General features: G+C 71.9%; 11 protein-coding genes. 5 read left to right on the top strand and 6 right to left on the bottom strand.

Annotated features, from left to right (window positions below; all coding sequences use genetic code 11):
• Positions 1-57: 57 nt before the first annotated feature.
• Positions 58-2,844 (top strand): phosphoenolpyruvate carboxylase, encoded by a 2,787-nt coding sequence (gene ppc, locus BXA10_RS15990; RefSeq protein ID WP_076471161.1) that lies wholly within the window; start codon positions 58-60, stop codon positions 2,842-2,844.
• A gap of 145 nt (positions 2,845-2,989) precedes the next feature.
• On the opposite strand, the gene BXA10_RS15985 is transcribed toward ppc, so the two are convergent.
• On the bottom strand, positions 2,990-3,760 hold the full coding sequence (locus tag BXA10_RS15985; protein ID WP_076471160.1) for a hypothetical protein: 771 nt from the start codon (positions 3,758-3,760) through the stop codon (positions 2,990-2,992).
• Positions 3,761-3,813: 53 nt separating this feature from the next.
• Here BXA10_RS15985 and BXA10_RS15980 point away from each other — a divergent pair, with 53 nt between their 5' ends.
• Complete coding sequence (locus tag BXA10_RS15980) at positions 3,814-4,977, top strand: DNA recombination protein RmuC (RefSeq protein WP_076471159.1); 1,164 nt, start codon at positions 3,814-3,816, stop codon at positions 4,975-4,977.
• A 116-nt stretch (positions 4,978-5,093) separates the two neighbouring features.
• Here BXA10_RS15980 and BXA10_RS15975 read toward each other — a convergent pair whose 3' ends face one another.
• On the bottom strand, positions 5,094-5,552 hold the full coding sequence (locus tag BXA10_RS15975; RefSeq protein WP_076471158.1) for a hypothetical protein: 459 nt from the start codon (positions 5,550-5,552) through the stop codon (positions 5,094-5,096).
• 43 nt (positions 5,553-5,595) lie between these two features.
• The gene (locus BXA10_RS15970; protein ID WP_076471274.1) at positions 5,596-6,585 is read right to left on the bottom strand and encodes a 4-hydroxy-3-methylbut-2-enyl diphosphate reductase; all 990 of its coding nucleotides are present in this window, start codon (positions 6,583-6,585) and stop codon (positions 5,596-5,598) included.
• Between the two features lie 179 nt (positions 6,586-6,764).
• Between BXA10_RS15970 and xseA the strand changes: the two genes are divergently transcribed.
• Positions 6,765-7,985 carry an exodeoxyribonuclease VII large subunit gene (xseA, locus tag BXA10_RS15965; RefSeq protein ID WP_076471157.1) on the top strand — a complete coding sequence of 407 codons (1,221 nt, stop codon included), beginning with the start codon at positions 6,765-6,767 and terminating at the stop codon, positions 7,983-7,985.
• A gap of 81 nt (positions 7,986-8,066) precedes the next feature.
• Positions 8,067-8,288, top strand: a complete 222-nt coding sequence (locus tag BXA10_RS15960) for an exodeoxyribonuclease VII small subunit (protein WP_076471273.1) — start codon at positions 8,067-8,069, stop codon at positions 8,286-8,288.
• A gap of 95 nt (positions 8,289-8,383) precedes the next feature.
• Here BXA10_RS15960 and BXA10_RS15955 read toward each other — a convergent pair whose 3' ends face one another.
• The 3 genes from BXA10_RS15955 to BXA10_RS15945 form a co-directional block, all read right to left on the bottom strand.
• Positions 8,384-9,247 (bottom strand): hypothetical protein, encoded by an 864-nt coding sequence (locus BXA10_RS15955; protein ID WP_076471156.1) that lies wholly within the window; start codon positions 9,245-9,247, stop codon positions 8,384-8,386.
• A 254-nt stretch (positions 9,248-9,501) separates the two neighbouring features.
• The gene (locus tag BXA10_RS15950; protein WP_076471155.1) at positions 9,502-10,314 is read right to left on the bottom strand and encodes a hypothetical protein; all 813 of its coding nucleotides are present in this window, start codon (positions 10,312-10,314) and stop codon (positions 9,502-9,504) included.
• Positions 10,315-10,412: 98 nt separating this feature from the next.
• Positions 10,413-11,132 (bottom strand): DUF4245 domain-containing protein, encoded by a 720-nt coding sequence (locus BXA10_RS15945; protein WP_076471154.1) that lies wholly within the window; start codon positions 11,130-11,132, stop codon positions 10,413-10,415.
• Positions 11,133-11,289: 157 nt separating this feature from the next.
• On the opposite strand from BXA10_RS15945, the gene glpX reads away from it, so the two are divergent.
• Positions 11,290-12,321, top strand: coding sequence for a class II fructose-bisphosphatase (gene glpX, locus BXA10_RS15940; protein WP_076471153.1), 1,032 nt, complete (start codon positions 11,290-11,292; stop codon positions 12,319-12,321).
• The last annotated feature ends 11 nt before the right edge of the window (positions 12,322-12,332 follow it).

Raw genomic sequence — 12,332 nt, 5'->3', positions numbered from 1 at the left:
ATACGATCCAGTAAGTCGGACAGCGCTGTCCTTCGTACACCACGTAAGGAGCGCCCCGTGACCGACCAGCACGTCCACGACGGCCCCGACGCCGCCCTGCGAGCCGACATCCGCCGCCTCGGCACCCTGCTGGGTCAGACCCTCGCCCGCCAGGAGGGTCGCCCGCTGCTCGACCTCGTCGAGGAGATCCGCGCGCTGGTTCGCTCCGACGCCCCGACCGCCGCTCAGCGGCTCGCCACGCTCGACGTGACCACCGGCACCAAGCTGGCCCGGGCCTTCTCCACCTACTTCCACCTCGCCAACATCACCGAGCAGGTGCACCGGGCCCGTGACCTGCGCCGCCGCCGGGCGACGCACGGCGGTTGGCTGGACCAGGCGGCCAAGATGATCGCCGAGCGTGGAGTACCGGCCGAGGAGGTCGCCGCCGTGGCCCGCCGGCTCGCCGTCCGGCCGGTCTTCACCGCGCACCCGACCGAGGCGGCCCGCCGGTCGATCCTGTCGAAGCTGCGCGCGATCGCCGACGAGTTGGACGCCGAGACCGCCAACGCGATCCTCTACGGGGCGAGCGACGAGGGGCCGGCGAACCGGCGGCTGGCCGAACTGCTGGACCTCATGTGGCAGACCGACGAGCTTCGGCTGGACCGGCCGGACCCGACCGACGAGGCCCGCAACGCCATCTACTACCTGCGCGACCTGTACGCCGAGGCCGCCCCGCAGGTCCTCGACGACCTCGCCGAGACGCTGCGCGCCCTGGGCGTGGAGACGTCGCCCACCGCCCGGCCGTTGAGCTTCGGCACCTGGATCGGGGGCGACCGGGACGGCAACCCGTTCGTCACTCCGGCGGTGACCCGCGAGGTCCTGCGGATCCAGCACGAGCACGGCATCCAGGCCACCGAGGCGGCGATGGAGGACCTGATCAACGAGGTCTCCGTCTCCCGGCGGCTGCGCGGGGTGTCGCTGGACCTCTCCGCCAGCCTCGCCGCGGATCTGGACGCGCTGCCCGAGGTGGCGCCCCGGTTCCGCCGGGTCAACGCCGAGGAGCCGTACCGGCTCAAGGCGCGCTGCGTGAAGGCGAAGCTGGCCAACACCCGCGAACGGCTACGGCAGGGCACTCCGCACGTGCCGGGCCGGGACTACCGGGGCTCAGCCGAGCTGATCTCCGACCTGGAGCTGTTGCGCGCCTCGCTGGCCCGCAACTCGGGCCAGCTCACCGCCGTCGGGCGGCTCGCCTCGACCATCCGTACCGTTTCCGCGTTCGGGCTGCACCTGGCCACGTTGGACGTCCGCGAGCACGCCGAGGCGCACCACGCCGTGCTGGCACAGCTGTACGCCGCGGTCGGCGAGGTGTCGGACTACCCGGGCCTCAGCCGGCTGGAGCGGACGAAGCTGCTCGCCGACGAGCTCAGCGGACGGCGACCGCTGTCCACCCTGGACACCCCGCTCACCGAGACGGCCCGCAAGACGTTCGACGTCTTCAGCACCGTTCGCGAGGCGCAGGACCGGTTCGGCAACGAGGTCATCGAGTCGTACATCATCTCGATGACTCTCGGCGTGGACGACGTGCTCGCCGCGGTGGTGCTCGCTCGCGAGGCCGGCCTGGTGGACGTGCACAGCGGGCGGGCCCGGATCGGTTTCGTGCCGCTGCTGGAGACGCCGGCGGAACTCAACGCCGGTGGCGAACTCCTCGACGAACTGCTGTCCCTGCCGGCGTACCGGGCGCTGGTGGCGGCGCGGGGCGACGTGCAGGAGGTCATGCTCGGCTACTCCGACTCCAACAAGGAGGCGGGTATCACCACCAGCCAGTGGTCGATCCACCGGGCGCAGCGAGCACTACGTGACGTGGCGGCGCGGCACGGCGTGCACCTGCGACTCTTCCACGGTCGCGGTGGCACGGTGGGACGCGGCGGCGGGCCGACGCACGAGGCGATCCTGGCCCAGCCGTACGGCACCCTCGACGGCGCGATCAAGGTGACCGAGCAGGGCGAGGTCATCTCCGACAAGTACAGCCTGCCGTCGCTGGCCCGGGAGAACCTGGAGCTGACGCTGGCCGCGGTGCTCCAGGCCACCCTCCTGCACACCGCACCCCGGCAGCCCGCCGAGATGCTGGAGCGTTGGGACGCCGCGATGGACGTGGTCTCGGAGTCGGCATACCGGTCGTACCGGTCGCTGGTGGAGGACCCGGACCTGCCCGCGTACTTCTGGGCGTCCACGCCGACGGAGCTGCTCGGCGCGCTCAACATCGGCTCCCGTCCGGCGAAGCGCCCGAACACGGGCGCCGGCCTGGCCGGTCTGCGGGCCATCCCGTGGGTGTTCGGCTGGACGCAGACCCGGCAGATCGTTCCGGGTTGGTTCGGCGTCGGCTCGGGACTGGCCGCCGCCCGCGAGGCCGGACTGGCCGACGTACTGGCCGAGATGCATCGCAACTGGCACTTCTTCGGGACGTTCCTGTCCAACGTGGAGATGATGCTGAGCAAGACCGACCTCGACATCGCCCGACGGTACGTCGAGACGCTCGTACCCGAGCAACTGCAGCCGATCTTCAACAAGATCGAGCAGGAGTACGAGCTGACCAGGCGAGAGGTGCTGGCCGTCACCGGTTCTCCCGCGCTGCTCGACAGCTCCCCGGTGCTCCAGCGGACCCTCGCGGTGCGGGACACCTACCTGGAGCCGCTGCACCACCTTCAGGTGGCGCTGCTGCGTCAGTACCGGGACTCGGGCGCCGCCGGTCGGGCGGTGGCCACCGCACCGGGCGGGCGCCGCGCCCCCAGCGACGGTACGGCGCTGGAGCGGGCCCTGCTCACCACTGTCAACGGCATCGCGGCCGGGATGCGCAACACGGGCTGACCGCCGGGGCGAACACGTGTCGTGGGCGTGCCGGCGGATACGCCGCACCGACCAACGAGAGCCTGATACCTCTGAGTCATAAAAATGCCTCGGCGGTATCAGGCTCTTTCGGGTCGGTCGGGGACGGCCCGGGTACGAATCGGGATCAGTCGCCGCCCCCGAAGTCGCCGCCCCCGAAGTCGCCCCCACCGAAGTCCCCGCCGAAATCCCCACCGCCGAAGTCGCCGCCCTGGTCACCGCCGCCCTGGTCGCCGAAGTCGTTGCCGTCGGCGAAGCCCTCCTGATAGCCGGCCTCGTAGCCATATCCGGGATCGGCGAAGGCGGGCGAGAAGAGGGCGTCGGCGATGAGCATGCCGCCGAGCACGCCCGCTCCGGCCCCGAGCGCGGTCTTCCACCAGGGCGTCGAGTACCAACCGGCCGGTACCGGGCGCCCCTGGAACCGTCCGCCCGGGTAGTAGTACGGCGTCTCCCGCCCCGGTTGGGGGCCTGCCTTGAACGTCTGCCCCTGCACCTCGACCTCGCGTGCCCGGGTCAACTCGCCGGTGCCTGCGGCGGCGGCCAGCGGCGGCAGATCAGGGCCGGGATCGATGCCGAGCGCGATCCGGGCCGCCCGCGCGTACGCCAGCCCCTCCAGCGCCGTCTCCCGGGCCAGCCGGTACTGGTGCACCGTACGGGCCTGTTCGAGCTGGCTTCCGGCGGCGTTGTACCGCTCGGCCGCATCCACCAGCGCCTGCCGCACCGCCGGATCGTCGCCGTGCAGGTTCATCACCTGGCCGCCGAGACGCTCGTACCAGCGCTGGGCGTCCGCCCGCACATCGGCCAGCTCACGGGCCGCCCGGGCCGCGGCTTCGCGCCGCGACCAGACCAAAACGCCCACGACCAGCGCCACAACGACGACCACGAGCAGAATTTTCATGGCACGACGGTACCCAAGCCGGCAAAGTCGTACGCGTTTGGCAAGCTTCGGTGATGGACTTCCCGACGCTGGCCGTGGTGGTGGTCTGTCTCGGCGCCGGTGGCGCGGTGGGATGGCTCGCCGCCCGGTCCCGCTCCGCCGCCGAGATCGCCCGGCTGGACGCCACACTGCGGGCCACGCGGGAGGGCGAGGGCCGGCTGGAGCAGTCCCTCCGGGCGCTGAGCTACGAGGCGACCGCCCAGTCCCAGGAGGCGGTGTCCCGGGCCGTCGCACCGCTGCACGAGACGCTGCGCCGCTACGAGCAGCGCGTGGCCGACCTGGAACACGAACGGGTCGACGCGTACGCGGAGCTGCGCGAGCAGGTGCGCTCGATGAGCGTTGTCTCGGGTGAACTGCGCACCGAGACGAAGCAGCTCGTGGCAGCGCTGCGCGCCCCCCAGGTCCGCGGTCGCTGGGGTGAGCACCAGCTGCGCCGGATCGTCGAGGCGGCCGGCATGCTGGAGCACTGCGACTTCGCCGAGCAGGTCACGGCCGCCACCGACCAGCAGGTCGTCCGTCCCGACCTGGTCGTACGGCTGCACGGCGGCCGTTCGGTGGTGGTCGACGCCAAGGCGCCGTTCGACGCGTACCTCACCGCGATGGAGGCGCGCGACGAACGCAGCCGGGACACCCACCTCGACGCACACGCCCGGCACCTGCGGGCGCACGTCGACGCGTTGGCTGCGAAGACCTACTGGGCCGCGTTCGACAGCACCCCGGAGTTCGTGGTGCTCTTCGTCCCGGCGGATCCCTTCCTCGACGTGGCGCTCCAGCGCGACCCGACGCTGCTGGAGCACGCTTTCGCCCGGAACCTGGTGCTGGCCACCCCCGCCACCCTGGTCGCGCTGCTGCGTACCGTCGCCTACTCCTGGCGGCAGGAGGCGTTGGCCCGCAACGCGGCGGCGGTGCACTCGCTGGCCCGCGAGCTGCACGGCCGGCTCGCCACGCTCGGCGACCACGTCGGCAAGCTCGGCACGGCGCTGGGCAGTGCGGTGACCGCGTACAACCGGGCGGTCGGGTCTTTGGAGGCCCGGGTGCTGGTCAGCGCACGCAAGCTCGCCGAGCTGGGCGTCTCCGACCGGGATCTGGAAGCCCCGGCGCAGGTCGAGCTGGCCCCCCGGCAGCCGCAGGCGCCGGAGCTGCTCGACGCGGCCGACGACGACGTTCCGTCCCGCTGACCCCTACGCACCCGGTCACGCCGGTCCGCCCGCCGCCGTGGGTCGCGAACCGGGCGCGGCCGACCGCGGCCCGGCGCACCGTGTCCGCAGCTCCCGAGGCGGCCCGGGCGCGCGGCTCAGGAACGCCGCGCCGCCTCCACGACGAACGGGGTGCCCTGCTGGCAGGTGGTCATCATGCCGCGCTGCACACGGCCGGTGACGGTCACCCGGGCACCCACGGCGAGCACGTCGCGCGGGCCACCGATCAGGAGATAGCCGTCGAGGAGCAGGCAGTTCGCCTCGACGCCGGCAACGATCGTGCCGGTCAGCTCGGTGCCGGCGACCGGCGGCGGAAGCGTCGGCCCGCCCGGCTTGATCGTCCCGCCGGGCTTCGTCGTCGCGCGCGGCGGAGTCGAGACGCTCGGCGGTGTCGGCGTGGCCGGGCCGGTCGACGGGGTCGGAGGCTGGTCGGTCACCGGAGACGCTCCCGTGGAGGTGGGCATGGTGGTCGGAGTGCCGGTGCCGTCCTGACCACCGCAGGCGCTCAGCGCGGCGACGGTGGCCAGGGCGACGGCGGCGAGCCGAAGGGTCCTCATACCGGTATCGGACGTGTCGGGACGGCCGGGCGTTCCGCGCCGGTCAGCCACGAGCCGCGGCGGCGGCCCGCATGTCCCGCTTGAGCTCCTGGGGCAGCGAGAAGGTGAGCCGTTCGTTGGCGGTGGTGATCTCCTCGACGTCGCCGAAGCCCCGGGCGGCGAGGTAGGCGAGAACGTCCTGCACCAGGTCCTCCGGAACGCTCGCCCCCGAGGTCACGCCAACCGTACGGGCGCCGGCGAGCCAGGCGTCGTCGATCTCGTGCGCGAAGTCGATCAGGTGACCGGCGCGGGCGCCCGCGTCCAGCGCGACCTCGACCAGCCGCACCGAGTTCGACGAGTTGCGTGAGCCGACGACGATCACCACGTCGCAGTCCGGCGCGATCTGCTTGACCACGTGCTGCCGGTTGGAGGTGGCATAGCAGATGTCGTCACTGGGCGGCGACTGGAGCATCGGCAGCCGCTTCTTCAGCCGGGCGACCGTCTCCAGCGTCTCGTCCACCGAGAGGGTGGTCTGGGAGAGCCACACGACCTTGTTCGGGTCCCGGACGGTGATCTGGTCGGCCGCGTCCGGGCCGTCGACGAGCTGGATGTGCTCGGGCGCCTCGCCGGAGGTCCCGATGACCTCCTCGTGCCCCTCGTGGCCGATCAGCAGGATGTCGTAGTCCTCGGCGGCGAACCGCTTCGCCTCGTGGTGGACCTTGGTGACCAGCGGGCAGGTCGCGTCGATCGCCTTCAACGAACGCGCCTTCGCCTGCTCGTACACCTCGGGGGCGACGCCGTGCGCGGAGAAGATGACGGTGGCGCCCGCCGGCACCTCCTCGTTCTCCTCCACGAAGATCGCGCCCTGCGCTTCGAGCGTCTGCACCACGTGCTTGTTGTGCACGATCTGCTTGCGGACGTAGATCGGGGCACCGTAGAGCTTCAGCGCCTCCTGCACGGTCTGCACCGCGCGGTCGACTCCCGCGCAGTAGCCGCGGGGCTTGGCCAGGAGCACGCGCTTACCGGTCCGGGGAGTCGCTTCATCCTGAGTCACCCGCCCATCGTACGTGCCCGCCCGGAAGCGGACATCGGCTGCGACCGTCGCCCCGGCCGCCGTCCGTGGCCTGACCCACATCGTCGATCATGACGTTGACCGCGGTTACAGAGATCGACTCCACCGTCAACATCATGATCAACGGTGGGATGGTCGGGGGTGGGCCGTAGGGTGGGCGGGTGAGTACGGGTGAGGTGGACCGGAGCACGTCGGAGGAGCCCTGGCCGGTCCGGGTGGTCAGCCAGAAGATCGGCGCCTGGATCGGGCGGCTCGGCTGGGTCTGGGTCGACGGGCAGGTGGCGCAGATCAGCCGCCGGCCGGGCGCCAGCACCGTCTTCCTCACCCTGCGGGACCCGTCGGCCGACCTGAGCCTGACCGTCACCACCAACCGCGACGTCCTCGACGTCGGCACCCCCGAGCTGCGCGAGGGCGCCCGGGTGGTGCTGCACGCCAAGCCCGAGTTCTACGCGGCCCGGGGCACACTGAGCCTGCGCGCCGACGAGATCCGCCAGGTTGGCCTCGGCGAGCTGCTGGCCCGGCTGGAGAAGCTCAAGAAGCTGCTCGCCGCCGAAGGGCTCTTCGACCGGGCCCGCAAGCGCCGCCCGCCGTTCCTACCCAACCGGATCGGCCTGATCACCGGCCGCGCCTCGGCCGCCGAGCGGGACGTGCTCACCAACGCCCGCCGGCGCTGGCCGGCGGTGGAGTTCCGCACGGTCAACGTGGCTGTACAGGGGCCGAGCGCCGTGCCGCAGATCATTGACGCGCTCAAGGTGCTCGACACCGACCCGACCATCGACGTGATCATCATCGCCCGGGGCGGCGGCAGCCTCGAGGACCTGCTCCCCTTCTCCGACGAGGCGCTCTGCCGAGCGGTCTTCGCCTGCCGCACGCCGGTCGTGAGCGCGATCGGCCACGAGACGGACGCGCCGCTGCTCGACTACGTCGCCGACCTGCGCGCCTCGACGCCCACCGATGCGGCCAAGCGGGTCGTGCCGGACCTGACCGAGGAGGTACGCCTCATCGGGCAGGCCCGATCACGACTGGAGCGGGCGGTCGGCAACCTGGTCGACCGGGAGCAGCACCGGCTGGACGCGCTGCGCTCCCGGCCGGTACTGGCCCGCCCCCAGGTCATGATCGACCAGCGGAGCACCGAGCTGACCCTGCTCCGTCAGCGAGCCGGGCGTTGCCTGCACCACCGGCTCGCCGCCGCCGACGACGAGCTGCGGCACACCCTGGCCCGGCTCCGCGCGCTGTCCCCGGCGGCCACGCTGGAACGCGGGTACGCGATCGTCCAGCGCGCCGACGGGCACGTGGTCCGGGCCGCGGCCGAGGTGGGCAAGGGCGACCCGCTGCGGGTACGCCTCGCCGACGGTGAGCTGGCGGCGACGGTGGACGGGTGAGCGGCCGGATGCCCGGCTGCGCTGCGAGACGAGAACTGAGCCCCCCGCGTCGCGGGACGGTCGTGTGCTGGGATGGAGCCGATGACTGAGCAGACCAAGGCTGGGCCGGACGAACGGCTCAGCTACGAACAGGCCCGCGCGGAACTGGCGTCGGTGGTGGAACGCCTGGAGGCCGGCGGCACGTCGCTGGAGGAGTCGCTGGCGCTCTGGGAGCGTGGCGAGGCGCTGGCGGTGATCTGCCAGCGCTGGCTGGACGGGGCCCGGGCACGCATCGAAGCCGCCCGGGAGTCCCAGACCTCCTGACTCGCACCTCCACCCGCGCCGCACCGATCAGGCGGTCGAGGCATCCGGAACAGGCTGCCGACAACCACGAGATCGGCGGCGCGGGACGGCGTGGGTCAGTTGAACAGGTTGTACAGCTCGGCCGGGGCCTCGACGACCTGGTCGGCCGGGGGCTTCTGGGCGGCCGTGGCGTTGCCGTAGTCCGAGTAGGTGATCCGTACGTCCTGGGCCTGCTGCTGGCCGGCCGCCGGGACCTGGACCACCAGCTCGCTGAGCCGGCCCTGGGCGTCCACCCGGGCGGTGAACGGCACCGCCTTCGCCTGCGCCCCGAGCGCGGTGATCATGTTGGCGTCGAGGGAGCCGGCCTCGGCCGCCTTCGACACGTCGAGGGTGCCGGCGTACGCGCCATCGCCGGTCCGCCGGACCTCCGTGACGCCCTGGGTGAGCACCTCGCTGCCGGCCGGGTCGAGCCGCTCGAAGTCGAAGCCGAGGTTGCGGTTCCCCTTGATCCGGGTCTGGTCGAGGTGCTGGTACTTGCCGAGGTTCAGCTTCTCCAACCCCGGTACGCTGCCCGCCGCCCGGCCACCGAGGTCCACCTTCACCCAGCTGTCCGGCCGGTAGTGGATCACGTCGAGCGTCATCGACAGGTCGGACGACGAGTCACCGATCGACACCTTCATCCGCGCGCTCTGGCTCGGCTCGTGCACCTGCCCCTCGGCGCTGCTCCCGCCGCCGGTCATGGTGAACCGGAAGTTCCCGTCGCGGATCGCCGCCGTGGAGGCGAGCAACGCCTGCTTCGCGTCGCCGGTCGCCGGCGAGGCCGTCCCCGTCGCGGCCGCCGTGCCGGAAGCGGTCGGCATCCCGGAGGCGGTCGGCGAGGCGGTGCCGCCCGGGGCGTCGGTGGCGTTGCACGCGGCGAGGCCCGGGGTGAACAGGGCGGCGGCCACGAGACCGGCGCCGAGTCGTCGTCGAACAGTCATCCGTGTCTCCAGAGGGTCACCCGACGCGGGCTCGTGCGCCGGAACCGGGCGACGCAGCGATCCACTGCTGCGCCGCGCGAGCCGGTCCGACCGGAAGGCCGACCTGTCCGGCCCGCCCCTCCTCTGTTCCCTGCCGCCGGGCCGGGCAATCGCCCGACTGTCCGGTTTCCCGGCAGGCAAGGGCCCGGAGGCGATGCTCGGAGGACACGAAAACGGGGGCGGCAGCTGCCGCCCCCGTTCCGCACGTACGGCGATTACTTGAGCATCTGGTAGGTCTGCTCGGAGGCCTCCACGACCTTGTCCGCGGCCGGCTTCTGCGCGGCGGTGGCGGCGCCGTAGTCGGCGTAGCTGACCTTGATCTCGTGCGCCTTGGTCTCACCGGCGGCCGGGATCGAGAGCACCAGCTCGGTGAGCCGACCCTGCGCGTCCAGCTTCGCGGTGAAGGGCAGGGACTTGGCCTGATCGCCGAGCGCCTTGATCAGGTCCTGGTCCAGGGCGTCGGAGTCGGTCACGCCGGAGGCGTCGAGCTTGCCGCTGTACGCGCCCTCACCGGTCTTCTGCACCTCGGTGATCGCCTTGATGATCGCGGCGCTGTTGCCCGGGTCCGGCTTGGTCAGGTCGAGCGAGAGCGAGCTGTCCTCGATCTTGGACTTGTCCAGGTGCTGGTACTTGTCCTTCATCGCGGCCGCGCCGGGGATCATGTCGCCGAGCTCGCCGAGATCGAGCTTCACCCAGCTCTCCGACTCGATGTAGACCATGTCCAGATCCATCGTGGCGCCGGAGCCGTCGTCGATCGTCATGGTGATCTGGGCACTGTTGCTCGGCTTGTGCACGAGCCCCTTGCCGGTCACGCCGTCACCGCCGAGCGTGAAGGTGAAGTTGCCGTTCTCGAGCTCCTTGGTGGAGGCGAGCAGCGCCTCCTTCGGGTCCGACGGGACGGCGGCAGCGGACGCGTCGGCCGAAGCACCGGCGTCGGCGGACTTGCCGGCGTCCGAGTTGCAGGCGGTCAGGCCCGGCACGAACAGGGTGGCGGCGAGAAGGCCGAGACCCCACCGTCGAATGTTCACGTCGTCTCTCTTCGCAGTAAGGGTCGCCCGGTCGACATCACGTCGCCGGGCGGGAGCCGACGCAGACTAGCCGATCCGATGCTCGGGTAGGTAAAGATTCAGCGCAGCGAGCCGGCGAGCTCGCGCAGCTCGTTCTCCCGAGCGTCGCCCACCACCATCACCGTTCGGTCCGGCTCCAGCAGCACCAGCGCCTGCTCGTTCTCGCGCGCGGTGTACCGCTGCCAGTTCCGCCCGTTCAGTTCGACCTGTCCCTGCGGTTGCGCCCGGTCGGTCAGCTCGGTCGGGATGAACTGCTCGGCGGGTACGTTGCTCTGCAGCAACTGGGCGCCCTTCCCCTCCGGCGTCACGTAGCCGATTCGCAGCGTCGAGCCGCCCTCCGCCGTCTGGTAGCGGGCGTTGACCGGGCGCCAGTCCTCGCCCAGACCGGCCGGTTGGCTCACCGGGAAGGCCTTGGCGTCCTGGGCCTGCTCGACGGCGGGCGCCGGGTCGACCGGGGTCGGCTGGTCGCCGCCGAGGAACCCCCGGTAGAACGCCAGCAGCAGCGCGATCGGAATCAGCAGGACCAGCAGCGAGATCGCCATGTCCTTCGGTGACCGGTCGGAGCGACGGACCTCGGCCGGGGCCGGCGGCGCGGACGACGTCAGCGGCGCGGCGGCCGGCTCAGGCTGGTCCTGCCGTGCGGCACCTGCCGACGCGACCAGGGCCGGTTCGCCGGCCGGCTGCCCGTCGGCCTCGATGCGAGCCTCGGTCGCCGGGGTCGGGCCGTCGGTCGGGGTCCGGTCGGCGGGTACGCGGTCGGCAGGCTGTGCGGGTTCCACCCTGCCATTCTCGCACCGCCCCGACGGGCGGTATCCAGGCCATCACCGCCCCGCCCCAGCGCCGTGTCCGGGATCGTGTGAGGATCAGCGACATAGCCGGCAGCGGAGGACACCCGCGACGCCGCACCACCCCGCACCGTCGCGAGGAGGAGCCGTCATGACGAACACCACGACCCGGGTCCCGCAGAATCTGGACCGCAACCTCGCCCTCGACCTGGTCCGGGTCACCGAGGCCGCGGCGATGGCCGCCGGCCGGTGGGTCGGCCGTGGTGACAAGGAAGGCGGGGACGGGGCCGCCGTCGACGCCATGCGCAAGCTGATCAACTCGATCCCGATGCGCGGCGTGGTGGTGATCGGCGAGGGCGAGAAGGACAACGCCCCGATGCTCTTCAACGGCGAGGAGGTCGGCGACGGGACCGGCCCGGCGGTGGACGTCGCGGTCGATCCGATCGACGGCACCACGCTGATGAGCAAGGGGATGCCGAACGCCCTCGCGGTGCTGGCGGTCGCCGAGCGGGGTGCGATGTTCGACCCCAGCGCCGTCTTCTACATGGAGAAGCTCGCCGTCGGCCCGGCCTACGCTGACGTGGTGGACATCAACGCGGGCGTGGCCGACAACCTGCGCCGCATCGCACGGGTCAAGGGCACCGACGTCTCCGAGGTGACGGTCTGCGTGCTGGACCGCCCCCGGCACAAGGACCTGATCGAGCAGATCCGGCGGGCCGGCGCGGGTATCCGGTTCATCTCCGACGGAGACATCGCCGGCGCCATCGCGGCGGCGCGGGGCGAATCGGACGTCGACGTGCTGATGGGCATCGGCGGCACCCCCGAGGGGATCACGTCCGCCTGCGCGCTCAAGTGCATGGGCGGGATGATGCAGGCGAAGCTCTGGCCCAAGGACGACGAGGAGCGGGACAAGGCCCTGGCCGCCGGCCACGACCTGGACCGGGTGCTCTTCACCGACGACCTGGTGACCGGGGACAACTGCTTCTTCGTGGCCACCGGCGTCACCTCCGGGGATCTACTGCGGGGAGTGCGCTACCGCTCGGGCGGGGCGTACACCCAGTCGATCGTGATGCGCTCGAAGAGCGGCACGATCCGCGTGATCGACTCGTACCACCGCCTGGAGAAGCTCGCGCTCTACTCGGCCGTCGACTTCGACGGCCGCCCGCTGGCCGAGCAGGAGTGAGCGCCGCCACC

Origin of the sequence: Micromonospora avicenniae (assembly GCF_900156065.1) — a bacterium.
Lineage (GTDB): Bacteria > Actinomycetota > Actinomycetes > Mycobacteriales > Micromonosporaceae > Micromonospora > Micromonospora avicenniae.
Note: the sequence above shows the minus strand (reverse complement) of the source record. Positions and strands in the feature narration are given on the sequence as shown.

Excerpts from the sequence above, each read along its gene's own strand:
- BXA10_RS15985 (WP_076471160.1), bottom strand. The coding sequence starts at position 3,760 with ATGAAAATTCTGCTCGTGGTCGTCGTTGTGGCGCTGGTCGTGGGCGTT.
- BXA10_RS15980 (WP_076471159.1), top strand. The coding sequence starts at position 3,814 with ATGGACTTCCCGACGCTGGCCGTGGTGGTGGTCTGTCTCGGCGCCGGT.
- BXA10_RS15975 (WP_076471158.1), bottom strand. The coding sequence starts at position 5,552 with ATGAGGACCCTTCGGCTCGCCGCCGTCGCCCTGGCCACCGTCGCCGCG.
- BXA10_RS15960 (WP_076471273.1), top strand. The coding sequence starts at position 8,067 with ATGACTGAGCAGACCAAGGCTGGGCCGGACGAACGGCTCAGCTACGAA.
- BXA10_RS15955 (WP_076471156.1), bottom strand. The coding sequence starts at position 9,247 with ATGACTGTTCGACGACGACTCGGCGCCGGTCTCGTGGCCGCCGCCCTG.
- glpX (WP_076471153.1), top strand. The coding sequence starts at position 11,290 with ATGACGAACACCACGACCCGGGTCCCGCAGAATCTGGACCGCAACCTC.